Raw genomic sequence first — 26577 nt, 5'->3', positions numbered from 1 at the left:
GTCCGAAAAAAAGATTGCTCATCTCAATATTATTCAAAGCGTCATTTCGCGCATGGCGGGTAACTCTGCGCTGCTGAAAGGCTGGGCTGTGACGCTGGTTGCCGCCACATTTGCCCTTGCGGCGAAAGACACCGATATACGCTACATTCTTATCGCATACGTACCCACAATCGCGTTCTGGATTCTCGACGCATACTACCTTCAACAGGAACGCCTATTTCGCGACCTTTACAAACAGGTCGCTAGCAAGCAAGAAGGCGATATAGACTTCAGCATGGACACATCGACGTTAAAATGGTCTGGGCTGTCAGCATTTTTTGCGTTTGTTAACTCATTGTTCTATGGGTTTCTAATTACAATCGTGCTAGTGGTTATGTTTGTGTTTCCACGCGTTGGTGGGTAGCCATCCTGGGAACACAAACGGGTTGCCTAACAATTGCGGCAACCGGAGCAGCGAATCCCGCGGAATCTGAAATCAACGCGAAACGTCGCCGCCCGGTCACGCTAGGCGTTTCCGGAAAAGCCGATCCATTCTTCAGACGTCCCGAATATCGGCCGTTAAATGGTATCGCGTCACTCCGATCTGATCTCAAATTGATCATTACAAGTTCGGCCACTTGTTCTGCCCGGAAAACTCATCAAATACATGACAGTAATTCAAAACTAATAACAAATGGACATCCCACTCGTACTGAAAAATCATTCGTTTTCTATTGTTGTCCGGCATTAAATGAGTTTCATGAACAAATTCTGGTATTTGACGATTCAATATACTCAAATACCGAATCGTGGGTTCGTTGATGATGCAATCAACAATTCAAAATATTTATTTTGCTATTCAGACGTTTTTCCGGAATGATACTTTTTTGTGTTTTGCATCGAAACGTATTTGTAAAGAGTTGTTCTCGAAATCTTCAACGTATCACAGATGTCATATATACTGAACTGATCGATTTATCGCGAAACAGTTTTTGTGCCAGAACAACTCTGGGTGACTTTGGATCCAGTGGGGGATGACCTCCCCTCCCTTACGTCCGCGCGCTCGGGCTGCAGCCAAGCCTGCTTTAGTCCTCTCTTGTATAAGTTGTCGCTCGAATTGGGCGAGAGCAGAGAAAACATGAAAGATCAGTTCGCCTGAAGGTGTTGTTGTATCGATGATACCATCACAAATCGAACGAAATCCGATTTCTCGTTCCTTCAGGTCTTCAATCATAGCAACAAGATGACGCAAGGAACGCCTCAGTCGGTCGAGCATCCATACAAGGAGAGTATCTCCACGTCGCAAACTTTCTTGGCAAAATAAAAGCCCCAGTCGATCTGCTTTAGCACCCGAGAGTTTGTCACAGAAGATGTTCTCACGTTTGCCCCCATGTTGTAGTAGAGAATCAATTTGGAGTGAGAGTTCTTGCTCACTCGGGCATAGTCGATCAAACGCTGTTGTTGAAATTCATGGGATAAAATATTGAGTGTCCCTCTTGTAGGTAACAATATTCCTCTACTGATAGAAGAATATTGCAACATGAATTTGTTCCTTAACTGATGTAAAAAGATTCTGGATTTGAAAAAATGTCTAAATGTACCGAGTACTACTCAGGTTGTGCAGCTAACCGTTATCCTCTGGTTACATCTTAAATTGTGCGCAAAACGACAATTCGTGGTGTAACCCAAGAAAACAAATCTAAAATAACTTGAGATTTTTCAATGTATGGAGACGGAATGATTTTAGCGATAATTTGGCCGGTTATATGTGGACTAACTTGGCTTGCGCTAATTGAGTATATTCTAAATCATGGACAAATCGCAGTGAGTCTTCGACTGCGCGGAGCCCATCAAGTATCCGATTTGATATAATTTTGTGCGCAGAGAGAACATTTCAAGTCGGTTCATGAACATGCGCGTGGAGGACTGGGTATGACAACGCTTCGAATCAAGCAAACGACCGAAATCACAGGTGCGTATAGGATCGAACTCACCCTTGAAGGCAATGGCTTGGCTCCGCAAAACGCTTTTGCTTCGTTCTCCTTCGAAATGTCGCCTCAGGATCAGGAAGACTTGCGTTGGTATCTGGAAGATTACCTCCAATTCCCGCACGATCCCGCTCCAGCCATCGCTGCGCGCACCGAGCAACGTATGACTGAGATCGGGATAGAGTTGTTCCAGGCAGTCTTCGATTCCAGCACGCAAGCCACGCGACTGTGGGCTAAGGTCTATGAGCGCGTTAGCGACATGCGAATCGAAATCGTCACGAGTGTGCGAGAAGCGGGGGCCATCCCGTGGGAACTGCTCCGCGATCCACACACTGACGTGGTTCTCGCGTTGAGGGCCGCCGCATTTGTTCGCACTCATCAAGAAGCCGCCTTCACCCCGAAACCGCTCGTCGCTACCTCCGGCCCGATTCGCATCCTGCTGGTGATCTGCCGACCTAAGCAAGGGGACGACGTGCCATTCCGCTCAGTAGCCAGCCGCCTGGTGAAATCTCTCACCGACGACTCCCGGTCAGTATTTCAACTTGATGTGCTCCGGCCACCGACCTACGACCAATTTGCCAAGACGCTGAGGAAGGCCAAGCGTGATGGCCAACCCTACCACGTTGTCCATTTCGACGGGCACGGAATGTACGCCGAGTTTTCCAACGACGATGGTAGCGAGGCCGCGGCGGCGTGGCTGAAGAGTATGATTCCGCTGATACTCTCTGGGCCGCGCGAGGGCTCGCACGGCTACCTGCTGTTCGAGAATCCAATCAGCGATCAGAATCTTCAGTTTGTCGATGGCGACTCGTTGGGCAAGTTGTTGTACGAGACAAACACGCCGGTGCTAGTGTTGAACGCTTGCCGCAGTGCCCATCTGGATGTGGCTAACCAACCCGAACCCGCCGCGTCTTCGGATGAGATGCACGCGCAAATTCGCGCGTTTGGATCGTTGGCGCAGGAAGTGATCGACGCGGGGGTCACGGGCGTGGTGGCCATGCGGTACAACGTCTACGTGGTAACCGCGGCCCAGTTCGTAGCCGACTTGTATGCCGCGCTGGTCCAAGGCAACACATTGGGCGGTGCAGTGACGCTGGGCCGGAAGCAATTACGAGACAATCTCGACCGAACAATCGACTTCGCTGCGCGGCAGCTGCAGGACTGGTGCGTGCCATTGGTCTACGAAGCGATACCCACAGTTTTATTCGATCCAAAGACCGAAAGGCAGCCACTGTCGATCAAAGTCGGAGCCGGAGGATCATTGGAAGCTATGGGTTCGCTTGACCGGACTCTGACGCCCCCCCCTGACGTCGGTTTTTTCGGTCGCGACGAAACGCTGCTGGCGCTCGACCGCGCTTTCGACGTGGAACGAATCGTACTGTTACACGCGTACGCCGGTAGCGGCAAAACCGCGACGGCAGCTGAGTTCGCTCGATGGTACTCGCTGACCGGTGGCGTTGCCGGTCCCGTGCTGTTCACTTCCTTTGAACAACACCGTCCGCTCCCACGCGTACTAGATCGAGTGGGCGAAGTCTTCGGTTCGATACTCGAACAGTCGGGCGTTAATTGGCTGGCTCTGGACGACGGCGTTCGTCGCGACGTGGCGCTGGAAGTTCTGAACCAAATCCCCGTTGTGTGGATCTGGGACAATGTCGAATCAGTCGCCGGTTTTCCTGACGGAACTAAGTCGGAGTGGAGTGACGACGAGCAGAAGAAGCTTGTTGACTTCCTACGGGACGCCGCACAGACTAAGGCAAAATTCTTGTTGACTAGTCGGCGAGAGGAAAGGGAGTGGCTGGGCGACAACCTGCCCTGCCGCGTTCCGATTCCTCCGATGCCTATGTTGGAACGCGTACAATTTACCCAAGCCATTGCCCAGCGACAAAAGCGAAAAATGACTGATGTAGCCGACTGGTGGCCACTCTTGGAGTTCACCGATGGGAACCCTCTGACCATAACCGTTCTGGTCGGACAGGCCCTGCGCGACGGGCTGAAAACTCGCGACCAAATCGAGGCATTTGTGGAAAAACTCCGTAGTGGCGAGGCCGTTTTCAAAGATGACATCGATGAGGGGCGCGACCGCAGTCTCACCGCCTCGCTCAGTTACGGATTCGAGCACGCCTTTGACAAAGGACAGCACCGCGTACTGGCTCTATTGCACTTCTTCCAGGGGTTTGTAGATGTGCGAGTGCTGCATGCGATGGGGCGTTCAGATGCCGATTGGTGTTTACCCACCATGCGGGGCTTACCCCGTGAAGCAGGAATACAGTTGTTAGATCGGGCCGCCGAAGTAGGACTTCTTACGTCATTCGGCGGTGGTTACTATACCATTCACCCAGCCCTGCCGTGGTTCTTCAAGAGACTGTTCGACGAGTACTTCTCCAACTCCGAGAATCTCCAATTACTTGCCAAGCGCGCCTTCGTTGAAGCGATGGGCGACCTGGGGTGCCATTACCATCGACAATACAATAAAGGCATTCGAGACATAATTTCCGTCTTGTTCTACGAAGAAGCTAACTTACGACATGCCTATCGTATGGCTCGTTCAAACGGTTGGTGGGATGCGGTGATTGCCACGATGCAAGGATTACATACGTTGTTCCAATGTGCGGGCCGCAAAGGCGAATGGCGATCTCTCGTAGATGAAGTGTTGCCTGATTTTTTAGATCTAAAAACCGATCAACCTTTGCCAGGGCGAGAAAAACAGTGGCTCACCATAACTAAGTATCGTGCAGATCTCGCCCGCGATGCTCGAAAGTGGAATGAGGCCAACCATTTACTATTACTCATTATCGAATTTCAGCGTGCAGAATTAAAGAATGCCCTTTCAGAGCCAATAGAAGCATTAAGCGAGAAGGAACGCGGCGGAATTGATACTCTTGGAGCGGCATTAACTAGCCTTGGCCAAATGCGACTAAGTCTCGACATACAAGAGTCCCTGGACAATTTCCATGAAGCATTTAAATTAGCCAAAAAAATCAATGATTCCAGCCGCGCCGCAATCTGCGCATTCAACCTCGGAAATGCCTATTCTAGATTCGCATCATCTCGTAATCTTGAACAGGCAGAGAATTGGTTTCAGCACAGCCTACACCTTCGAATCAAGGATGACAATTTGGGAAGAGCAAGATGTCTGCATAGCCTTGGGGTGTTAAAGTTAACACGCTTTCAAATGGCTCTCGCTGATCACTTTCGGGATTCAACAGAACCGGTCGATTTAAGAACTCAACAGTTTCATCGAAATTGGAATGGGGCTTTAAACTACCTAAATCAGGCAATGAAACTGATTCCAAGTGAAGCGGTCGTTGATTTGGCACTGACGCATACGGCCCTTGGTTCCCTCTATACTGAAATTAACGACATTGATAGTGCGCTCCGGCACTATAACTATGCAATTCGCTATCAAGAAGTAACTGGGGATTTCTATGAGGCTGGCGCTATCCGTGCCAACATGGCGATTACGCTTGTCCAATCTGGTCGCCTAATTGATGCGCGGGAATACGCTTTGGCAGCTCTACGGAATTACCATACCTATGGTGACGCCGTGGCGACTGAGGTACAAGAGATGCATAACGTAATTACATATATCGAACAGTTCACCAATCAACAAAGCAAGTAATACTCCAAGTCTGTCGAGTAATTGGCCCTCGCAAACTAAATTCTCGTGAGACGAACAAAAAAACTGGAAATGGTAGTTGGAGCCATTTCCTATACTGCGTGGAACTCAGGGATGATTATGATATTGTCTATGATATCTGGCTTGTAATCTGATATTTTCAACATCCACATACTCAAAGAGTGGTTTTAAAATGCATTTGAGAAAACGTTTGAGAATATCGAACGAGGGCAAGAGAAACGGTACGGTTCAGCGGGTGGCGACGAACAACTCAACCATTGACAACTCTATTTAGGTTTGCCTTAGCTCTGATGTTTGTAACGGTGTCAATGTTTCGTTTTCTCGACCTATCGTTGTCACGGTATATCTGCTCCGTAGTTTTTTCGGAATTCTGAAATACGGATGAGCTGATTCGATGAGGCCATATACGTGTTATCTGGCCTTCTACGGTAACACTCGATCTACAAATTGTATAATTTTGGACACAACCGATAGAACTGCAGGTGCAATCGAGTCCACCGCCTTTGCGGATTCCTTTAGTCCATCTAACGAAATCTTCAGAAATCCGCGGTTCGGTTCGGTTTTGGTGAGTTCTTTTCCAACGGTGTCTGTGCTTGAAACGATGCGTTCCGCGTCATCGTCGGATATCGCTCTAGCAGTTTCAAGAGCGATCGCGAGTTCGTCCACAAGCTGTGCCCATTCCGTGACATAATCAGGTTCCAGAGTATGGGACTGCGTGACAGTCTGCGTGACCTGCCTGAGCTTGGATTTGATATTTACGGGACCAACTACATTCTCGATTGATATGTTGTCTTGAGACATATGAACCTCTTTCGACCGGAACACGTTTAGTTGAATTGATGACGGGTTAAAGCTCGACAGAAAGTCTCGCACGGCATCGTCGAGCGCTGCAGAGTTGAGACGTTCGCAATAGAACTTGATCTGTTCTTCCAAACAGAACCTATGAAGTGGACTAACGAAATCGACACGATTGTCACACCGCTTCACAATGCTGTATTGTATCGCGCGTTTCATACCCGGAAGGAATGCTTGAAATCTGGGCGATTGGTCCTGCAACACACGGCAGACAATTTCCAGTAACTCGCGGTCGCTGAGCACGACATCAAGGTACGAGAATCGCTCCAGCACCCGACCATCATTTACGATCAATTCTAACATACTTGGTGTGTCCACATCGAGCGGCTGAGTAAGTTTGCCACAAGCGACATCGTCGTATACCCACTGACATAGATACTGCAGAATTGCTGGTGCGCAGCCACTCAGAGTAACCAGTGCATCAACGGTGTTTGAAGACAATTCGATGGGAGTTCGGGAAAAACCGTTCGAGACAACTAATGCGGCTTCGTCCGGCTCCAATACATCGAGACGGATCAGATTACTGATGTTGTATGGCGAGGAATAGCCGAGTTCAATTTCAGCTGGATCAGATAAACCAGCTGTGACGACAGCGATTCTCGCGTCTTCAATAACGAGGTGATGGTGAAGCGAACGTAACACTTTCAAGAACTCTGCGTTCGGATGGAATTCATCGAGCAACAGAATGAGTGAGCCGGAATAATGGTCATTCACGATATGAAAGAGGTTCCACAGGAATTCTTGGAACGTCTCTGGCGGTTCCACGGTTGTGTTTGGTGCGCGCCTTTGCACTTCGTAGAGAATTTCGTTTTGGAAGTGCTGAAGCGTTGCGACCAGCGTATGTTCACGGTACATCGAGAAAAGGCTACAATCTAGATAAACAGCTTTATCGGGACCGAAAGCTGACAGTAGCTGATGGAGAAGTGTGGTCTTTCCGATCATTCGGGGGCCGATAATGGAAAACCAGCTACCGGTCTCAATTCCACGCGATACGTACTGAAAAACGGATGACCGTGGAGCGAAGACCGGTGAGTCCGACGGGACGGAGCTGTGAAGGATGAACGGAGACTGTGTATGCCCCATGAGCTGTTACCATGTGTCGGACTTCTGCCACTTAACCTGAACTATTTCATTATAACCCATTAAGGTTAGAGTTAGTGAAATTTTGTTTAACCAGAGAGAAGTTGTCAAGCAAAACTTGAGAAAGCATAAATAAACAAAGAAATCAGTTTGAAGTACTCGAATCAGGTAAAGCGTGATATTACGTGACATTCCACAATACGTATGAATTGATACGACCGAAGATCTTCTAATGCCTCCCGTTCACCGAGCCGCGGCGAACGACCTTGATTTCAGAACCCGCACGGCTCGCGGTTCCGGTGCAACGGATTGTTAGAGGATTTCAGTGTATCGATAAATGTAGGTGCCTCGCAGAGTAACGTTGGTAGAAGTCGTGAATTCGGCGTAATGATTTTGAGTCTGTCGTTTGCTTGTGCAACATGGAGTTGTATGACCGAGGAGCGATGGGGTGCCAACGGTTGCCGGTGAGGATTGAACGGTAATCAGGTGGATGAGTTGAGAGACGGTCGTTCTTACGCCATCTGTTGTATTCTTTACAGGTTGCTTGAAGGTTGATGAGTATGTTCGTGCCACCACGGGCCCGCGGGAAGATGTGGTCGATATCGACGTCGATGTTGCTTGAATAAAGGTCACATGCATCCTTGCAAAGACATCGCCCGTTCTGCAAGAACATGAGTATGTCGAGTAAGTCAGGCGGATAGTACCGCGCTTCGGAAGAGAATGTGTTCGGAAAGTAGTAATACAGCTTAATGGTTCGTTGAGTCTTCAATGCGGCCCAGACGCGATCGAATGCGTCATTTACTAATGGCCTATCATGCGACGCCAGTACAGATTCAACATCAATACGACTGCGCCAGTACTGGCCACTGGCGAGCATGGCAGTCTTGCTACGGATGACGCTGCATTCCAGCGAATCCAGAGTGTCGGAATCGAATTCATGTGGGTCTATATGCAGCACGACGCCAGTAAGCAACTGATGATGTAAGAGAATCATAAGACGTAACCGTTTCAGGAAATACACGGTCTATCAACGGGCATCGAAAGATATGCCTTTGAGAGTCATGAGTAACTGAATCACTGCCGGTTCATCGTCGGCGGGGGCGGTGGGATTCGGGGTGTTGCTTCAGCCATTGGTCCGGCAGCAGTTCTTCCAGACGATCGGCGGCGTGATCGGTTATCCGACTCAGCACATCTCTCAGATAAGCAAACGGTTCTACTTCGTTTGCTTTGCAACTGGCCATCAGACTGTAGTGCACGGCGGCGGCCTCGCCGCCCCGATCACTGCCGACGAATAGATAATTCTTCCGGCCGATAGCACAGGGACGCAAGGTGCGTTCGGCCAGATTGTTGTCAATCGACAGAATGCCCTCGGTACAATACCGCGTAAAACCGGACCAGCGGCTTAACAGATATTGCATCGCGACTGCCACCGGACTTTTCGGTAATAGCACACGCGATGTCTCTGTTAACCAGTCGCGGAACTGTTCCAGAACCGGTAACGCCTTGTCCTGTCGCAACTGTCGGCGGTGTTGCCACCAGCGTTCACAGTCCGCCGGCTGTTGCAGATCGCTGGCTTCCCGTTCAATCGCGTATAACTGCTGGATAAACAATAATGCCCGGTGTGCGGCTTCCGGCTGCACGGTCCGCGCATCGTAAAACTTGCGTCGCGCATGCGCCCAGCACAAGACCTGCTGAATCCTGCCTGACCGGTACAGTTCTTCGTAACCGGCATACGCGTCTGCCTGCAGATAACCGCGAAAGTGTTTTAAAAACGCCTGGGGACCGGCGCGTTCCCGGTTCGGGGTGAAATCATAGACCGAATACGGATGCCCGGCATCGCCGCAGTAAACCCAGAACCGGCCGGTCCGCGTGCGGGAAAGCCGTTGGTCCTGGACGGGAATCGTTGTATCGTCCGTATGCATGACATGCGACTGCAGAACGCGACTTTTCATCAGATCAGTCAGCGGTTGCAGTAATTCCGCAGTTTCCAGTACCCAGCGGCTCATCGTGCTCCGCGAAAGCTGTACGCCATTCCGGCTGAGAATGGATTCATGACGATACAGGGGGAGATGATCTGAGTATTTCCCCACCAGGATCGTCGAGAGCAAGCCGGGGCCGGCGAAGCCTTTGGCAATCGGCCGGGCAGGAGCAGCCGCCAGCACCACATGCTCTTCACACTCCCGGCACGCGTATTTGAAACGTACGTGCTCGATCACTTTCAGGCTGGCAGGAATGAATTCTAACTGTTCGTGGCTGATTTCTCCGATCCGCTGCCGTGTCTGGTCGCAGCAGGGACAGCGTTTTTCCGATTCGGTCAGGTCATGTTCTACCCGTTCCCGAGGTAAATGGTCGGGCAGCTTGTTGCGGCCGCCGCCACGACGACGATGTGCGGAAACCGCAGTAGGAGGCGGTTCATCGTCCTCGGGTTCAGCAACTTCCTCTGCAGCCTCGGGTTCATCAAACAGGCTCATTTGATTGGGGGCGATCTTTTCAGAACGGGCGCCAAACCGTTGTCGCAGCAGCCGCTCAATGAAATGTTTGAGTTGCTCGACTTCCCGCTGTTGCTCGTAACCGTACACCAGAACCATTGTAGGCGCAGGGTTTAGAATCTCGGGTTTCCTCACGTTTCCCATACAGGAGATCCCATGGTCCAAAACAATTCGAGTGAAACCGCCCAAGTCTGGGCAGACCGACTGGAGCGATTCGACCAGGCTGAAATCACCGTCGCGCAGTTCTGCCAAAACGGAAAACGTCTCAAAAGCGTCCTACTATTACTGGCGGCGGAAGGTCCGCGGCCGGCGGAAGATCCGCGGTACCACCAGGAGAGACCATCAACGGCTTCGCGACAGCACGTCTGCCCCTCCTCGACAGACGGGCAGAAAGCCGGCAGGCTTCCTGCCCGTCACGCTTGCAGCGTCCTCACCGGCCACTGTCATGGCCGTCGATCTGCCGGGCGGCATTCGCATTCGATTCGAGATCCCGTCCTGTAGCCAGGAGGCCCGCTCATGATGGGCTTGCCCAGCGGCACGCCCATCTACCTGTGCACCGAGCCGGTCGATTTTCGTAACGGCTTCGACGGTTTAACCGGCATTGTCACCGCGACGCTGGGTCAGAACGTCCTCAACGGTTCTCTATTCCTGTTTGTGAACCGCCGACGCGATCGTATCAAAGCCCTGTGGTGGGAGACCGGCGGACTGACGTTATGGTACCGGCGGCTTGAGCAAGGTACCGTTGAGCTGCCAACGCCCGAAGACGACAAAACCCACGTGACCATCGATTCGGTCGAACTGGCCATGTGGATCGCCGGCGTTTCGCTGAAGTCGTCCAGGCACAGAAGAAAGCGAATGACTGCGGTCTGAGTCGCAGCCTCATCAAAACATCCTTCGGCAAACCGGCCTGGCGAGAATCTATTTCGCGGGCCGGTTTTTGTTGGGATTTGCTTTTTTTATTGATCATCGGGTAGTGCGAAAAGTCCGAATTCTTATAATGCGTCCATCATGGCTGATGAATCACTTCCCCACGACATCCAAGACTGCCATCGCTTGATTGCGATGTTGCAAAGGCAAGTCGATGACGGGCAACAAACGATCAATCAACAAGCGACCCAGCTTTCACTCAAGGACAAGCTGGTCGAAGAACAGGCCCACTCGGTCTTGCAGCTCAAGGACAATCAGGACCAGCTCAATGAGAAAGTCACCGAGCTGAACCTGACGATCGAGAAACTTCTTAAACAACTCTACGGCCGTAAGAGCGAACGGCGAATCGACGGTGCCGGTCAGTTGCTGCTGGACCTGGGCGAGGAAGTCACGCCCGAAGTGGTCAGCGCGCTCGAAGAAGCGATCCGGCAAGCTGAACAAATTGCCCAGGACGCCGCTGAATCGAACCGAAAGTGCCAACCCAGGCGACCGCGACCCGACGACCGTAAATTCCCCGCCCACCTGCCGCGTTATGAGAAACTCGTTGACCTTCCCAAGGAACAACGCGAGGGATTGAAACTGATCGGCTACGATGAAGTCGAAACGCTTGAGTTGATCCGCAGTGAACTACGCGTGCGGGTGACCAGATATGCCAAGTACGCGCACCCAGCGGACAAAACCCAAGGCATCCTCAGTCCTGAGCGGCCGACCGGACTGGTCGAGGGCCATCGTTTCGATCCATCGATCGGTGTAGAAGTCGTGGCGGCGAAATACTTCTATCATCTCCCGTTTTACCGCCAGCAAGACCTGTTCGCCGGCAGTGGCTGGACCCCCAGTCGCAGCACGCTGCAAAACATCGAAGCGGGTGTTGAGTTTGCACTTCGTCCGCTGGCGGCGCACCTGCGCAGCTATCTGAAACAGGATCAAACGATCGGTTGCGACGACACCGGCGTGTTGTTGATTACTCCCGCCGCGATGCCGGATCTGTCCCGGCATCCCCGCGGGCAGCGGATCGGCGAGGTGCTGGAAACCGCGATCGCCGCCGGCAAGCCCAGCATCAACGCAAAGATGTGGGGCTATTACGCCTCGCGTCTTCCGGTGGTGGCGTTTGACTTCACGGTCAGTCGTCACCGGGACGGACCGGATGAAGTGCTCAGAGATTTCGCGGGCAACCTGATCGGAGATTGCTGGTCGGGTTTTCAGAAGATCGAGGTTCGAAGTGGCTCACGGATTACGTTCGCCGCGTGTTGGGCGCATGCGCGTCGTAAGATTGACGAGTGCCGCAGCGCGTTCCCGCTCCAGGTCGCTCAGCTCGAATCGTGGATTCGGATGCTCTACGACGTCGAGGACCAGATCCAGAGGCTCAATGCGTCCCAGCGGCTGGCCCGTCGCCGCCGCCTGTCGCGTCATGTACTGGGTCTGATCGAAGAGTACTTGTCCGGCGAAGAGATGTCGCCGGGTCGTGTTTTACCCAAGAGCAATCTTGGTCAAGCCGCTGCGTACATTCGTCGTCACTGGAAGGCCTTGTCGCGATTTATTGATGACGCCTCGATCCCGATTGACAACAACGATTGCGAACAACTGATGAAACGTGTGGCCACGGGTCGCAAGAATTGGATGTTCAAAGGATCGGTGTTCGCTGGTGATCGAGCGGCGAACCTGATGACGATCGTGGGTACGGCGATTCGTAACGACCTGGACGTAGCTGCTTACCTGCACGACGTGTTGCAGCGTGCCCTTGACGGCGAGACGGACTGGGCCAGGCTGGCACCGCACGCCTGGAGAGTGGACCACCCTGAATCGATTCGAACGTACCGCCAGGACGAGCGTCGCCAATCCGCTGACCGCAAACGCAAGCGTCGAGCCCGACGCCGCCTCAGCAAATAATCAGCCCCAGCGAAATGACTGGTCCTGGTGTACGGTTACGAAACACATGCAGAATACAACAGCCGTCAAGGTGTATTTTGTGGGCCGGTTACCATAAGACGCAGTCGGTCCCATTCGTCCATTTTGTTTCGGACAGACGGTGGGAATGGCAAATAACGGTGATATCTACGCGAGTCGGGTTTCTTGGCAAGTTCTGAGACCTGTCGATGACCGATTAAAGCGTCCCATGCCAGCATCGGCTTCAATTCGAGGCGTGATTCTGGGGCGCCGCGCGCAAGGGCCGTGTCGCATGAGACGTGTAGAGCGCGCAAATCCCAGTGTTCCGCGAGTCCTTGTGCGAACCGGTGCACGAGTGTGTCGTGTGACTGCTGTGAAGCAGCTGTGCGGTATGCTCTCCGAATCATGGTGCGCTCCTTACGGCACGGATTGAACTTCTACCTTAAGAAGATCGCCGAGCGAGACGGCGATTATCGCCAGCATCATCGCCGAGCCTCTAAAATACACTATCACGAGTTCTCTAAACTGCCTGTGAAGCTCCGTGTAGCGTATCTCTAAGGCAGAGGTTTTTGGTACGCTCCCACCCCGTGAATCCTTGATCTCTGTTGTGGTCTTTGGTGCTTGTTGCTCTTACATGAAAACGATACCTCTTGACACCTAACGTTGCAAATCAGCCGCGCGGCTTTTGCGTCGGGTGAATTTGTCATGTTAGGTTGGATTATTTATATCATCCCATTTAAAGATTCGCGGTAAATCTACAGATGCCACGTCATCAGCGGCGATTGACAGGACACTACGTGCGCGTGATATTCCTACATAAACAGCATTTCTATGGTTAACATGTTTACCTCGCATGATGAAAAAAACCGTTTCTGCCTCCAGGCCTTTGAAATCGCTAACAGAGTACAAAGGGATTGTAGATTCAGTCTGCGGATCAGTGAACGGAACGACAACTAAGGCCAACGGTTCAGGAATACCCTCTGCCCAGCTTTCGTTCTGAAAATAGTTGAAAACCTCGCATCCCCAAGTTGCTCCACTTGCGTACCTCTTAAGAGTAAGACGACTGTCTTCAACTGACCACTTAAAGCCAAACTTCCAAGGAACTACTTTATTGATTCTGTTTCGAATAGTATGGTCAACCTTGTAGAATCCAGCAATATTTTTTACAAGATCGATGTCATTTTGAGTCGGTATTAGATCATCGCTTAAATCGTTTAGGCAACTTTCTACCCGTGAACTTCCACCTTGTGGTAGTTTCAGGCCTCTTTGACTTAGAAACCTAGATGCATGACGAAACTGCCACCGCACTTCCTCCTGCCAAGAAGTGCATATTGGTATCTCAACCACCAGTCCTGCCAAAGGGCAGACGTTTGCCGGCTCCACGCCTGACCAAACAACAACAACGTTTTCAACTTGGTACGGTCTACAGTGGAGCCGTACAAGTTTGGTAAGCACTGCTGTTTCCTCACCACTCTGAAATCTGGTTAGAGATACTTGGCCAAGTCCGTGTAGCCTTTTCTCTGGACTAGGAGCACTTGGATCAAAAAACCTCATCAACTCGTAAATTCTTCCTGCATTCCTGCAATTTCTTGAAAGGTCAATATGGGGCTCTTGGACTGGATATCGTCCATGCCTCGGTAGTAGTGATTGATTATTGTCATGAAAGATATAGAGCGTACTTGTTTCACTCGGATGAAGTGCCGCTTCAACTGTTCGCCACCACTCTTCACGAAAATCTTGAGATTCATCAACAATGATAGCATCATAAACGCCTCCTGAATGCACTAATTGATTCGTAAAGAGCCTTAGCTCTTCTGACGTTGGCTCTACATAGTGGCTCCAGCTGTCGCCATTGAGATTCTGCCCTTCTGTGTCCTTCGACATTACCCATCCGCAGAAATCACGGACATCAACACCACCGGAAGGAAGCAAGGTAGTTACAAACTCTGCAAGCAGCGGGTTATGGCAAAGAAATAGAACCCGAATTCCTGCAGCGGCGAGTTTAGCAGACTTTTCAATTGCCACTAGCGTTTTCCCTGATCCAGCTGAGCCTGAGATTCTAACTTTTCTGAGATAGCGGAGCTGCCGAATTGTCCGGTACTGCTCAGCAGTCAACTCCTTTACCTCTAGCTCGATCCTTTTGAAATGGTCTACAATGGTTTTAGAAAAACGTGTTGGATCAATGTGGAGCGGTCGCAACTCTGCAATGCGGTCGACAAGCATACGACCTAAATTTTCAAGTTCTTGATCTTTGTCTAATATAAAGCCTTGCAAAGGGCGAAGCCCATAAGGAATGCTTTCGCTATCCGGTTCAACTCCTGCTGCAAAAACAGGCACTACGATGCAACTCTCTGATTCTTTTTTCATTCGATCAAGCGCACGCAGAATCTCGTCGCGTTCAAAGAACGCCTTGTTAGAATTCTCAGTAACAATGACCAAGACTACAATAGAAGAGTTCACAGCTTTTTGGAGTTCTAAATCCCATGAATTACCAATACGGAGCTGATCAATGTCAATGAACACATTCAGGAATGGACGAAGGCTATCGGCAATCCGCTTTGCAAGCAGCCGGTCCGATGACGGATAAGCGATAAAGATGTCCCACGTTGGAGCTGCGGGAGTGACTCCAACGTGCTCATTCTTATAGTTTAGTCCCAAAGCATCCTCCAACTAACTATTGTCATCTGCCCCCGTGTTCGCGTTCAAATGCGGCAATCTGTCTTTGCCGTTGCTCCTCTAAGGCATCGTAGCAAAGCATACCAAGGAATTGAGCCATGCTGTCGAAACGGTAGCCGCCATCGTAGTTGTCCAGCGGACCACGGTAATTGCCCTGCCAAAACGCAGTGTTTTTCTGTGGCTCATTGCCGTCGTTTGCTGCATTTGTGATGTAGGTCAATTCGCCCTTTTGTGGTTCAGTTGTCAGCAGTGCCAGTGCTATCCCGCGACCCTGCGCTGTTTTGACTGCGCCGTCTTGAAATCCAACGGTCGTAACCATGATGCCCTTGTGGGCACCGATGTCGTCAAGTTTTGAGTGAAACGCTTCCACATCATCGACGGGCACGCGGTGGGAATAGCATTTGCATTCCACGAGAAATAATACATTCGCGCCTTCAGCAATGGTATAGTTGAACGACACATCAACTTTGATGTCGCGTTGCGATAGCCGACCTGTGTACGTCTTTTGCCTGTGAACTTCGACGCCGTAATCGACCAGCGAGTCGATTACGCGGTGGGTGAACCGTTCATAGTTGTCGGAAGCTTCAGTCATGTCGACATCGGCAGATAACTTGAATTAGACTGAATTATTTCGGTATGACCCATTAAGGGCAGTGTTAGTGAATTTTTGTTTAACGGAAATGAATTGTCAAGAGAAAATTGGGGGAGTTGTTTTGATCGAAGGAATTAGGTTGAATAACTCGAATCGGGAAAAGCGAAATTCTGAACAACGCTCTCAAGCCACTTCGATTGCATCAACTTTGGCAGCTTGAAGGATGATGTGAACTTGCTTTGGTAAATCGACCGATGAGTCCAACCCGGCCGACAGATGTTTCTTACAAATCGTTTATTAAATCGTGCATGGTGAAGCCAGTTCAGACAGAATTATCATCGTCGTATCTGAATCCGCGAATTCGTATGGCTTCCACGCACACCTATGGAATCCGCTTTTTCGGTCGTTTGTTGGCCTCATATTAATTTCGCACTCTGACACCAGTTGGTGTCCAGACTTGGTTCGTGGGGGCACCCATGACTACGCCGTGTCAAGCCTCCGTTTTATTGTATTTCTAATTTTGAATTTACGCGAAAATAGGCACCCATTCGCGCCGTCCGGCAAAACGCCGTCGCGCAGATTACAATTCAATCAGTGAGCCGCCCATTCAGGTCAACGGTGCAGAGCTTCTCTCACCAGCCCCCACGGCGGGCCGAACTCACTGTATTCGCGTAAATTGTTTTTCTCTCTTTGTTATGCTGGCAGCGCTGAGTGTTCAATCTGCCATCGGAATAATCGTTTCCAGGAAATTTCTGCAAGTTTACGAGCTACAGCAACCCGGGCTTTCTTGGCTCCAGACCGCTTACGAATTCGGGTGTAAAACCTTTTCAAGGGAACATCGCGTTTGACCGCGTGAATCGCGACTTCGGTCAGTACCCAACGTAACCAGGGTGGTCCTTGTCTGGTAATGGAGCCGTAATAACAGTGCCCCCCCAGACTGGTTCACTTTTGATGTCAATCCTGCATAAGCACCAACCTGTTTCGCAGAGCGAAATCGTTCAATCTCTCCCAGTTCAGCAACAATCACCAAAGCGGAATACAGTCCGATTCCGTGAATATCGAGTAATGCTTCCACCTGGGGAAAAGACTCCCGTAGTTCTTCCAGTTGTTGATCGATCGCATTGATTTGCTCTGTAAAGTGATTAAGTCGCGTGATCAGTTCATCACGGATCAGATCGTCAATGGGCGAAAAAGATTGATCCCGGAACCACTTGATCCCTCGAGGGCCAAAAGGGATGCGATAGGGGGCATCCCGATTATGACGTGCCAACAATGACCGTAAACCAATCTTAACCTGGGCTCCGTCACGGGCCAGACGAGCGCGGTGGCGTGTGATCTCTCTCAGTTGCTGAAAATCATCTGGGGGAATGTAAGAGAGCGGAATCTGGTTGATGCGTAACAGGTTCGCCAGGAGCTGGCAGTCCAAACGATCTGTTTTGGCGCGCCGTTGAATCATCAAGCGTAATTTCGCTGGATGGGCCAACAGAATGGTTCCTTCCTCAGAGAGTAACTTATATAACCAACGATAGGTTGCTGTAGACTCGACAACAGCTCGGAATGGTTTGAGTGGTTCCAGAAAATTGAGAATGGCTTTTGTGTTCCGACACTCGATTGTCACAGGAGAGACAACTTCTCCAGAATCATTGACCGCAGACATGACAACCGTTCTCCGATGAAGATCGATACCAATATGCCACATGGTTTTGCCTCCTTAATAGAGTGTTCAGGTCAGGAATAACTGGAACACTCATTTTAGCGTTTCAGGGAGGAGGCTTGACACGGCGGTCATAGTATCACGTCAATTCGCCCTGTCCCATCTCGTAAAATACGCTTCTTTCCATTAATGGAACTCACTGGATAGAACATAGATTCTACGGATTTGAAGGATCCTTGTCCTTTCCTAGGTTTCTTCGTAAAATCTGAAAACACTAAGGGTGTTCCTGCTAACAACGTAAGTGCTTATCTTCCGCTGATTTTCGGTTTTTGGAGCCAATTTATCACTTTTGCCCTACGGAACTAGAGGGTAGCAGATACTTCATACCCAAAGTGGTAAATGTATCAAACTAACATCTAGACATAGATGCCCGATATTAAACTGGCTGAGCTACGCTGCTGCTTCTTCGCTTTTGATTATAACATTGAAGACAATTACCGTCTCATGAAGTGGCTTCAGGAATATTTCCAACGCAAGAAGCTCGGAATTCGACTTTTGGCGCCTGTCGAGAGGATGGAGGATCTGAATATCCTTAAAGATCTTCACCGTCAACTGAGTATAGCCCATTTTGGGATCGCTGAGATTTCAAATAACAATCTAAATGTGATCTACGAATCTGGACTCTTGTATGGCATGCGCAAACCTCTGACTTCTCATCCGCCGTGAAGACAGCCAGGAGAAGGTACCCTTAGACATCTTTAGCGACTACCACTTGAAGTACGCCGTCAACCGACGTGGTGCAGAAGTCAAGTTCTCCTGGCTGGAGGAAGAGATGGACAAGGCTATGCAGGCAGTATTCCGGATGCTGCCGGAACTCGAAAATGTCGCGACGTGGGAACCGCAGAAATAATGATCTCAACAGGTGAGAATGATGAATCTTTCGGCAGAAATCCAAGCGATGATCGGCAAGCTTCGAACGCAGGTTCCAGATTTGGCGGGCGCATCTGATGAACAGATTCTGATGATGATTCGACGGGCTCAGTTGAAAGTGGCAACGAATCTTTCGGCACAGGATTTGGACAAGATGTCAGCGGAAGAGTGTGGCGTGATGGGGGCACAACACTTGGAATCTGGTAATTGGGACGAAGCTGAACGGTGCTTATTAGTGGCGCTTGAGAAAGCCGAACGAGGTGGTGATTTGGAGAGTCAGTGCAAGGCTGTTGGATGCTTGGGACGGCTAGCGGGACACCGAGGAGATTTCCAGGAGGCTATGATGCTGTTGCAGAGGGCACTCGACTTGGCAGAACAGATAGGCGACCGGGGGTTGCAAAGCGACAATTACAACGAGATCGGTGAGGTCTATCGCATGCAGGGCCAATACCAGCAAGCAGCACAACGATATAAACAGTCAATTCAAATTGCCGAAGAAACAGGTGATGAGCTGAAGTTGGCTGCTGCATATGGCAACCTAGGCAACATTTGCGTGAGTCAAGGTGATTTTCAAATGGCAATTGAAGCATATGAAAAGAGTCTCCAAATCTCCAAACGTTTGGGCATCGAAACCTTCAACGTGAATGCATACAACGCATTGGGAAACTTATATCGGCAGGAATCACACTATGAACTCGCAATCGAAATGCTTCTGAAGGGCTTGACTATTAGTAATCATATTGGCAATCATCAAACTACTGCCATAGCTTATGAAACCCTTGGCTGCGTGTACGTCGAAATGGAACAATTCGATGAAGCGATTCGAATGTTTGAGACGTGCCTTCCGATTCTTCAGAGTATAGGAGACGAACCTCGAATAATGACGGTTTATCTCAATTTGGCCATTACACATCAGAAAATGGGCAATCGTGTGCAAGCACTGGAATGTTACAAAAGAGCGTTTATCCTCATCGAGCGCACTGATAACCAACACGTTGCAGCCAGTAGCTACTTGAATCTGGCCATTCTCTACCGAGAATCTGGCGATCGTGAGAAGGCTCGGCAACACTTGGAAAAGGCTAAGGCCCTCTTTGAGATGCTCGGTCTATCGCACGAGGCACAAAAGGCTGCGAGGGAGTTGCAGACGCTCTGAAGTTGATCACACGAGTCGCAAGGAAGCCAAAGCCTCCGTAGGTGAAAGTATGAACCTATTGCCAGAAATCCAAGCGATGATCAGCAAGCTCCGAATGCAGCTCCCAGATTTGGCGGGCGCATCAGATGAACAGATTCTGATGATGATTCAGCGGGCTCAGTTGAAAGTGGCAACGAATCTTTCGGCACAGGATTTGGACAAGATGTCAGCGGAAGAGTGTGGCGTGATGGGGGCACAACACTTGGAATCTGGTAATTGGGACGAAGCTAAACGGTGCTTTGTAGCAGTGTTTGAGTGAGGTGCCTCCGTGAATGACACCAGTACAAGACTTGGTATTTGGGTGGTTTCAGAGGCTGTTCTGTCGAAAAGGGAGTGCATATTTGCAACGCTTCTCGAAATGTTGTGGTTTACTATGCATCGGATGACTTAGCCCTAAGAGCCAGTAAAGGTGCCAATCTCAAAAACAAAATCGCTTCCCGAAGATTGGGGCATAGCGGGCCTGAAAACCTTACACGTATACCCAAGAATGTCTATAGCGTTGATTGTGATGATGTTAATACGCAGTACGACTACCCCAAAGGGCATACATACTTTCGGTCAGGAACTCTAAAGGGGTAACCAGGTGTAGTCTTCAAACACATCTTTGAAGTCCTATTAACTGGGCGTGTCCCAGAGAAAACTGGTTTGATCAATACCAGCATACTTGAACCAGCCCGTGTTACACCCAAAAAAGCAACAAGAAAAAAACGAACAAAGACTAATAAGTAAGACGGCATAAGGTTAAGTCTTCGATTTCGGTTAGACCATACCCTTACCACAAGTTTAATGTGCCGTATATTACTGCCAGCAGATAACTCCGTGAGCAACGCCACAATTTGCTTATGCATCAACATTATTCGAACTGGTGCGCGCTACCACGATCATGGCTTGTCCCGCATAGGCACGTGTTGTCGTTGGTCCGATTTCGTCAAATCCTGCTTCTTTGAGAAGGGAAGTCACATCAGAGACATCCCAACGATAGAGGTTCGGTGCAAGGCGACGTTCGTTGATTCTTTTGACTTTCTCGTAATGTTGTTGCAAATGCTTGAACTGATTTTTACCTGTTAGGTCCGCACGAATACGACCAAATAGCTGATTCAGATTCGTGTCCTTTTTCGGACCACTGATCCGAATTTCGCCTCCTGGCTTCAAGACACGTGCGCATTCACTTAGTAGTCCAACTGGATCCTCAAGCAGATACAGCGTATTGTTCGCAATGACGACATCAAAAAAGTCTGCGTCCAAGCCCTCCAGCTTGGTCGCATGTTCACGTACGGTGACGACGCCCGGTCCACTTGTGTCACTGCGCAACACCTTGTCGCCTATTCGTTTAAGCTTCCTGCGCATTAGATCGAACATGAGACGGTTATTTTCGATCGCAACGATCGTTCGGCCATCATCTGGCTTTGCAAGCATCTCAGTCAGGTTCCCAGTACCTGCGCCAAGATCAAGAACCTTTGCTCCTGCGGCAATTGGCTTAAGATGAAAATCGTCAATCTTGTCCTCACCAATCATCAATCGAAGCAGTTTTGGATAAGTGTCACTAGCGGTTAGAACTGCATCGTAGGATAGTGCATAATCAGACCACAACAAATCCATTTGTACCAAGTCAAAACATCTTTCCAGATATAGGAGCCTGTTTGTCTCATCGGCGAACTCAACATCCAGCACAACAATCCAGCCATCGTATTGCCCCTCTGTTGAAGTCGGAATGTGGTACGCATGTTTCTTAACCCGCAACAAACCGAAAGACTCACTCGTATACAAAATGTCTTCGCAGTCGTATGGTGGCAGTGAGGGCATGGAAAATAGTGCTTCACCATGATCGATGACTTCTTTCCAGTTGTCAAGTCGATACACCCACTCAAGAATTGGTGTCCCACGGTGCCCCTCCATCGAGTTGTCGAAGGCTAGTGCAAACGCGTTGTTCCAGTCGACAATTTCACATTCCTCATTGATTACATATGTGGGAACAGTTGGGTCAGTACTTGGAATCGCTGAGTAGTCTGGGAGTTCCACGAGCCGTGACTCAGTCTTCGGAACAGATTTTGAGGCACCATAGGATCTTCGCTTCTCAAGATCAGGAGGAGGTGCCTTTACACGTATTTTGGGAATTCCCTTCAATGGAATCGGTGACTTATTCACCTTCATCGGAGTAATCACGACTTTTCCAGCAATTAAATTAATTAACCACTTTGCAGGTCCAACGACCAACAATACCGAGCCAACAATAGCCATCACAGCACAAATAATCATTGGGCCAACACTTCTGTCCGACCCAAAATAAAAAATGGTCGAAAGTACGATGAGTGTCCCAGAGGCAATGTACTTTGTGATTATTTCGAACTTGTTGTCGGCAGCCTTTTGAACATTGTCGCTCGTCTGGTCAGTGCTATCGTCGGACATTGCTCGCTTTCTTGGTTTCTGATTTTTTAAACTTTATCTTTTGCTCCATCGCGATCGCCTCCACATCGGGCAGATCAAAAAATCCACTCGTTTTGGGCCAATCGAGTGTTTCAAAAAACGAACGTCGGTAGAACTGTTCGTGCTTGGCTTGACAGGCAAGGAACAAGACTTCAATACGTTTATGTCTCGCAGCTGATACTACGGAGTCGAGTAGAGTCTCGCCAATACCGATATTACGCGTTTGAGATTTAACAATCAGTCTGCTCACCTCCGCCTTGGAATCTTTTGAGATACTGTGATAGTATTCATCGAATTCCTCAAATCGCCTCAGATTGATGAATGGATGTTTGAATTTATGTGGATTCAACATGCGCATACTTACCTGCTGACGACTTTCATCATCAAGTTCCTCTACTATATTGTTTAAAGTTTCTTTAGTTCCTGCCTGTCCGTGAAGACGAACAAGCCTCACACATCCAACTAAATGATTATCGAGAAATGCTCCAAAGGGCAGTGCATGGATATCGACGTAGTCGAGTTCCCATGGTGGGGCATAGTCTGATGCAATGTAACCCATCTCGCGCCATACTTCATGACGTAATGAAAAATAATCAACGAATTCACTTGCCCCCTCTAGCACCTTGATCGATAGACCACGATTGCTCAGACGTGTGTGAATAATTGACTTTCTGATGAACAGGGCTGGATTTTCTGCATTCACGAAAACCGGTGTGTGTAGAAACGTCGAAGTGGGTGCTGATAGGCGGTTTGGCTTGCCTTTAAGGTTTATTACTCCAAACGGTCCGAACTTGCAATTTGTCTCAAGTCGTTTTCGCTGTTTCGAGAAAACTGATTCATCGACAAGTATCGCGTATCCGTTCTGAGCATCACTGACGAAGGCGAAAGCGGCATCAACTTCAGTAAATTGTTGGACTTCAACATTCGCTATGTCAAGTAAATTGGCGTCTAAAGCGTCGGGAGCTGACATGCCAAATGAGGGTCGAGTAGTTCGTTCTGGATCACATGCGCGACGTATATCGGCAACGAAACGCTGAACATTCTCGATTGTTACGATTGCAATTCGAATAGATTTCATTAGAAACTGGCCCATTGCGTTGAATTGGAGCAACCCACAGAGGTTAGAGTGAACATAAGGCTACTTTTACTAGAGTATACATTCTTGGGTGTCAATTCCACTCCAAAGTTCTTGGACTATCTAGTTTTCTTTCACTGGAAGGTCAAACTCAACACATCTTTGCTATCATCACCTCACTTACTGCTTCAACGCGTTGCGATAGAGTGGATAAAGCAACAAACATTCTGTAAATTTCCGGGGCCTTCGGTCTCTGTGATCAGCATTAAATTGTCAGGTATCTCATGCCGGTTTCCCAGTCGTCGCTGAGTTCCACCAGGACCGCGGTCACCAGCCTCAGCAACGACTCCTCATTGGGAAACAGTCCCGCTACGCGGGTACGCCGTTTTAATTCCTTATTCTGCCGTTCCAGCATGTTTGTGGTTCGCATCCGCTTGCGATGACCGGCAGGGATGGTGAATACGGTCAGTCCTTCCGGGATGTTTTCTTCCGCCCAACTCGCCAGTTTCGGAGCTGTTTTTTCATGAGTGGAAACGAACCGTTTCAGTTCATTCAGCGCATCATCCAGGTCTCTGGCATTAAAGATATTGCGTAATTCTTCGCTCACCTGTTTGCGCAAATGAACCTTGGGAACGTATTGCATCGCGTTTTGCATCAAATGGAACTGGCAACGCTGCCAGGGCGTTCCAGCAAGCATGTTCTGTCGTGCCGCTTTCAGGCCTTCGTGTGCATCACTGACGATCAGCTTCACGCCATGCAGGCCGCGCTGGTTGAGTGAACCCAGGAATTCACGCCAATGGACTTCGGCTTCGGAGAGCGACACAGACACTCCGAGCACGCTCCGGTGACCGCTGGCCAGGACGCCGATCGCAATCAGCACGGCACAGTCCCGCACGCTGCCCTCCACGCGAACTTTTTCATAGCGGGCGTCGAGGATCAGGTATTCCACCTGCCCCAGCGGTCGATTACGCCACGTTTCCAGCTCTTCGTCGAGCAGTTTCGCTGCCCGACTGACCTGTGTACTGGTGACATCAAAGCCACAGAGTTCGGTGGTGATTTTGGCGACCTTACGGGTAGAGACGCCTTGAACATACATTTCAGCGATTGCCAGCTTCAGTGCGCGTTCACTCCGTTCGCCGCGTTCCAGTGCAGAGGGATAAAAGTCGCCGTCGCGTGTCTGGGGCACCTGCAGTTCCAGCTTTCCGAAGGCGACTTTGAAATGATTTCGGCTTGAAACCGTTGGCATAAGAACGGCGCGTTACGCTGCGTTGATACGGTTCGGCACCGAGGTATTCGGGAACGTTCCAGCTTCATCCGCTTCGTTGAACAGGATCTGGAGTGCTTGCGACATTTCATCGAATCCATGATCGGCCAGGAGCTGGACAGCGTCGAGAATGTTGTTAGATTGTTGTTGGTGGGCCATGGTTGGAGTTCCTTTTCTGTTGTGGAAAACATTAAAAAGAAACCGATCTGGCCCACCCTTTCAAGGGCTCGCCGGAGTGGTGCTTGTTATTTTCGCTACGCTCAAATAACAAGCACCACTCCGCCACACAGATAATTTACAGAAGAGATGTTACAGTAACTTGCAGCAATGTCATCACACGGGAACAGGCCAGTCGAATCAGTAATCAGGCACGGGAAATTGGTGTTCCCGTCGGTGTGATGTTTGACAACGACACAGAGGGTGAGAATGGAGCACGGGCTTCGATTCCCCTACTCGCAGAATTTGGCCCTGTTCAATATACGTGGTCGCCATTGATGTTTGATGGAGAATTTAAAAATCGGCAGCCGGAATCAATGACATTCAGCGATCTTAAAACCATTCTAAATATATGAAAATCATTAAGTAGTTCTGATTAAATAAGATAAATTCGTTTCGAATATCGTTTCACGATTTTTCTATATTAGTTTTAAGGGAATGATTCAACTTTCGAATATAAAAGTAGGATTGGGTATCCAAGTACTTTTAAATCCATGGAGGTTTCAATGTCTCTTCCTATTTGCTCTATTGATCCCGCTCATGCTACAAGTCTCTCATCTTGTCTACAAACTGATGAAGTAGGAGTTAATCCTACATTCAGGGCAGCCGTCGACCTCACCTATTATCTATTACAAGATAACGTACCTTTTTATATTAATGCGGGTGCTTCCACTAAGTCCGATTTATATGGGGAGTGCTATGGTACGCTTATAAAAAAGCTTGACGAAAGTAATAAATTGAGGCAGATAAGCCTCTCTATCTCGGAACGAGATAAAGTTAATGAAAAAGCAAATTCTCAAATAAATGAAAGCTTAGAAGATCAAACATACCTCAAACTCTTTACTACAGCTTTCGATAATGCATCTTGGAAAGAATGGCAAATCCTAGAGAAAAGATTCGTAATGAAAAACCACTCTATTGCTACGGGGAGTTTGTTCAGAATCGAAAAATGCAATGAACTTTCCCGTGTCGTCAATATTAGTCAAAAAGACCTAGAAGGTATCCATGAACAAACTAAACCAGAAAAAATAAACGAAACATTGTCCCGCCCTGACAATGATGATTTAGTTGTTCAAGTAACTAGATGCTATCAAGCTGATTTCCTTTTTAGGTCCGTATTTCATTACGAAGCCGCTCTTAAAAACAATGCCCATCCCTTTCTTCATCCTTTGCGTAGGGTAGATGGTTTTTTGCCCGCAGGTGATAAAGTTTTTGAAATCAAAAAACCAACTTTGTCCTCTTTACATTTTTGTCTTCTAATTTTGATTTTGGCGCGAATGGAGAGCAGCCCACAAGATAAAGCAAACCGTTATTTCCAGTTGATTAAGGACTCCCAGAAACCACCAAAAGCATCATCAGAAATCAAAAATATAATTGGTGAAGGATCGATCATTAAATATTTAAATAAGGAAAACATTGATGATGATATTTTCGGTAATGTATATGACGCTGCCAAGGCATGTGGTTTTACTCCCCGATCGAAACGAGAGGACCAGCAACTGAATCTGGCGTATGAATGGACTAGTTCGTTCGGAACTGCTGCTATTATCTGGGGAATCGAAACTGCTTTAGATTTACCAGTGGGAATAGCCATTGAAGCAATCATACCACTAACAGCCGGTTTGTACGGCGGTTTGTAACCGTACACCAGGACCAGTCATTTCGCTGGGGCTGATTATTTGCTGAGGCGGCGTCGGGCTCGACGCTTGCGTTTG

At 49.2% G+C, this 26577-nt stretch carries 21 protein-coding genes and 1 pseudogene; 12 read left to right on the top strand and 10 right to left on the bottom strand.

The features are described 5' to 3' along the window. Nucleotides 1-403: hypothetical protein (locus Enr10x_RS02075; RefSeq protein ID WP_197997456.1), on the top strand; the 403-nt coding region annotated here is incomplete at its 5' end. 528 nt (nucleotides 404-931) lie between these two features. Here Enr10x_RS02075 and Enr10x_RS30610 read toward each other — a convergent pair. Continuing rightward, nucleotides 932-1390 carry a recombinase family protein gene (locus tag Enr10x_RS30610; RefSeq protein WP_390621346.1) on the bottom strand — a complete coding sequence of 153 codons (459 nt, stop codon included), beginning with the start codon at nucleotides 1388-1390 and terminating at the stop codon, nucleotides 932-934. Between the two features lie 521 nt (nucleotides 1391-1911). Between Enr10x_RS30610 and Enr10x_RS02065 the strand changes: the two genes are divergently transcribed. Next, nucleotides 1912-5586, top strand: coding sequence for a CHAT domain-containing protein (locus Enr10x_RS02065; RefSeq protein WP_145448004.1), 3675 nt, complete (start codon nucleotides 1912-1914; stop codon nucleotides 5584-5586). A 441-nt stretch (nucleotides 5587-6027) separates the two neighbouring features. Here Enr10x_RS02065 and Enr10x_RS02060 read toward each other — a convergent pair whose 3' ends face one another. Next, on the bottom strand, nucleotides 6028-7314 hold the full coding sequence (locus tag Enr10x_RS02060) for a hypothetical protein (protein ID WP_197997455.1): 1287 nt from the start codon (nucleotides 7312-7314) through the stop codon (nucleotides 6028-6030). 1039 nt (nucleotides 7315-8353) lie between these two features. On the opposite strand from Enr10x_RS02060, the gene Enr10x_RS30205 reads away from it, so the two are divergent. Continuing rightward, nucleotides 8354-8524 carry a hypothetical protein gene (locus Enr10x_RS30205; protein WP_232093198.1) on the top strand — a complete coding sequence of 57 codons (171 nt, stop codon included), beginning with the start codon at nucleotides 8354-8356 and terminating at the stop codon, nucleotides 8522-8524. Between the two features lie 100 nt (nucleotides 8525-8624). Here the strand turns inward: Enr10x_RS30205 and tnpC (Enr10x_RS02050) are convergent, their stop codons facing one another. Continuing rightward, entirely contained in the window at nucleotides 8625-10127 is a 1503-nt protein-coding gene (gene tnpC, locus Enr10x_RS02050) for an IS66 family transposase (RefSeq protein WP_145448001.1), read from the bottom strand. A gap of 76 nt (nucleotides 10128-10203) precedes the next feature. Here tnpC (Enr10x_RS02050) and Enr10x_RS02045 point away from each other — a divergent pair, with 76 nt between their 5' ends. The 3 genes from Enr10x_RS02045 (at nucleotide 10204) to tnpC (Enr10x_RS02035) (ending at nucleotide 12842) form a co-directional block, all read left to right on the top strand. Then, complete coding sequence (locus Enr10x_RS02045) at nucleotides 10204-10548, top strand: hypothetical protein (protein ID WP_145447816.1); 345 nt, start codon at nucleotides 10204-10206, stop codon at nucleotides 10546-10548. After that, nucleotides 10545-10898, top strand: coding sequence for an IS66 family insertion sequence element accessory protein TnpB (gene tnpB / locus Enr10x_RS02040; protein WP_145447815.1), 354 nt, complete (start codon nucleotides 10545-10547; stop codon nucleotides 10896-10898). The genes Enr10x_RS02045 and tnpB overlap by 4 nt, the downstream gene beginning before the upstream one ends. A 138-nt stretch (nucleotides 10899-11036) precedes the next feature. Further along, a complete protein-coding gene (gene tnpC / locus Enr10x_RS02035; RefSeq protein ID WP_145447814.1) occupies nucleotides 11037-12842 on the top strand; it encodes an IS66 family transposase in 1806 nt (601 codons plus the stop codon). A gap of 705 nt (nucleotides 12843-13547) precedes the next feature. On the opposite strand, the gene Enr10x_RS02030 is transcribed toward tnpC (Enr10x_RS02035), so the two are convergent. The 3 genes from Enr10x_RS02030 to Enr10x_RS02020 form a co-directional block, all read right to left on the bottom strand. Beyond that, nucleotides 13548-15509 carry a TIR domain-containing protein gene (locus tag Enr10x_RS02030; RefSeq protein ID WP_145448000.1) on the bottom strand — a complete coding sequence of 654 codons (1962 nt, stop codon included), beginning with the start codon at nucleotides 15507-15509 and terminating at the stop codon, nucleotides 13548-13550. Between the two features lie 10 nt (nucleotides 15510-15519). Continuing rightward, complete coding sequence (locus Enr10x_RS02025; protein ID WP_145447999.1) at nucleotides 15520-16107, bottom strand: restriction endonuclease; 588 nt, start codon at nucleotides 16105-16107, stop codon at nucleotides 15520-15522. Nucleotides 16108-16909: 802 nt separating this feature from the next. After that, nucleotides 16910-17806, bottom strand: a complete 897-nt coding sequence (locus Enr10x_RS02020) for an IS110 family RNA-guided transposase (protein ID WP_145447998.1) — start codon at nucleotides 17804-17806, stop codon at nucleotides 16910-16912. 727 nt (nucleotides 17807-18533) lie between these two features. On the opposite strand from Enr10x_RS02020, the gene Enr10x_RS29820 reads away from it, so the two are divergent. The 4 genes and pseudogenes from Enr10x_RS29820 to Enr10x_RS30605 all read left to right on the top strand — a co-directional run. Next, entirely contained in the window at nucleotides 18534-18671 is a 138-nt protein-coding gene (locus Enr10x_RS29820) for a hypothetical protein (RefSeq protein ID WP_197997454.1), read from the top strand. An 18-nt stretch (nucleotides 18672-18689) separates the two neighbouring features. Then, complete coding sequence (locus Enr10x_RS02015) at nucleotides 18690-19844, top strand: tetratricopeptide repeat protein (RefSeq protein ID WP_145447997.1); 1155 nt, start codon at nucleotides 18690-18692, stop codon at nucleotides 19842-19844. A gap of 49 nt (nucleotides 19845-19893) precedes the next feature. Then, nucleotides 19894-20142 carry a hypothetical protein gene (locus Enr10x_RS02010; protein ID WP_145447996.1) on the top strand — a complete coding sequence of 83 codons (249 nt, stop codon included), beginning with the start codon at nucleotides 19894-19896 and terminating at the stop codon, nucleotides 20140-20142. Nucleotides 20143-20207: 65 nt separating this feature from the next. Next, nucleotides 20208-20612, top strand: a pseudogene (locus Enr10x_RS30605) (alpha/beta hydrolase); the annotation flags it as partial. Nucleotides 20613-20723: 111 nt separating this feature from the next. Here the strand turns inward: Enr10x_RS30605 and Enr10x_RS02000 are convergent. From Enr10x_RS02000 to Enr10x_RS30755, 4 genes are all read right to left on the bottom strand, one after another. Further along, the gene (locus Enr10x_RS02000; protein WP_145447995.1) at nucleotides 20724-22289 is read right to left on the bottom strand and encodes a class I SAM-dependent methyltransferase; all 1566 of its coding nucleotides are present in this window, start codon (nucleotides 22287-22289) and stop codon (nucleotides 20724-20726) included. Continuing rightward, the gene (locus tag Enr10x_RS01995) at nucleotides 22276-23385 is read right to left on the bottom strand and encodes a GNAT family N-acetyltransferase (RefSeq protein ID WP_197997453.1); all 1110 of its coding nucleotides are present in this window, start codon (nucleotides 23383-23385) and stop codon (nucleotides 22276-22278) included. The genes Enr10x_RS02000 and Enr10x_RS01995 overlap by 14 nt, the downstream gene beginning before the upstream one ends. 262 nt (nucleotides 23386-23647) lie before the next feature. Then, entirely contained in the window at nucleotides 23648-24628 is a 981-nt protein-coding gene (locus Enr10x_RS01990; protein WP_261343248.1) for an IS256 family transposase, read from the bottom strand. A 12-nt stretch (nucleotides 24629-24640) separates the two neighbouring features. After that, nucleotides 24641-24805, bottom strand: coding sequence for a hypothetical protein (locus Enr10x_RS30755; RefSeq protein ID WP_261343247.1), 165 nt, complete (start codon nucleotides 24803-24805; stop codon nucleotides 24641-24643). Nucleotides 24806-24888: 83 nt separating this feature from the next. Between Enr10x_RS30755 and Enr10x_RS01985 the strand changes: the two genes are divergently transcribed. Then, the gene (locus Enr10x_RS01985) at nucleotides 24889-25218 is read left to right on the top strand and encodes a toprim domain-containing protein (protein ID WP_145447993.1); all 330 of its coding nucleotides are present in this window, start codon (nucleotides 24889-24891) and stop codon (nucleotides 25216-25218) included. A gap of 150 nt (nucleotides 25219-25368) precedes the next feature. Then, nucleotides 25369-26502, top strand: a complete 1134-nt coding sequence (locus Enr10x_RS01980) for a hypothetical protein (RefSeq protein WP_145447992.1) — start codon at nucleotides 25369-25371, stop codon at nucleotides 26500-26502. The last annotated feature ends 75 nt before the right edge of the window (nucleotides 26503-26577 follow it).

This window comes from Gimesia panareensis (assembly GCF_007748155.1).
Lineage (GTDB): Bacteria > Planctomycetota > Planctomycetia > Planctomycetales > Planctomycetaceae > Gimesia > Gimesia panareensis.
This window is presented reverse-complemented; position numbering and strand designations above follow the sequence as displayed.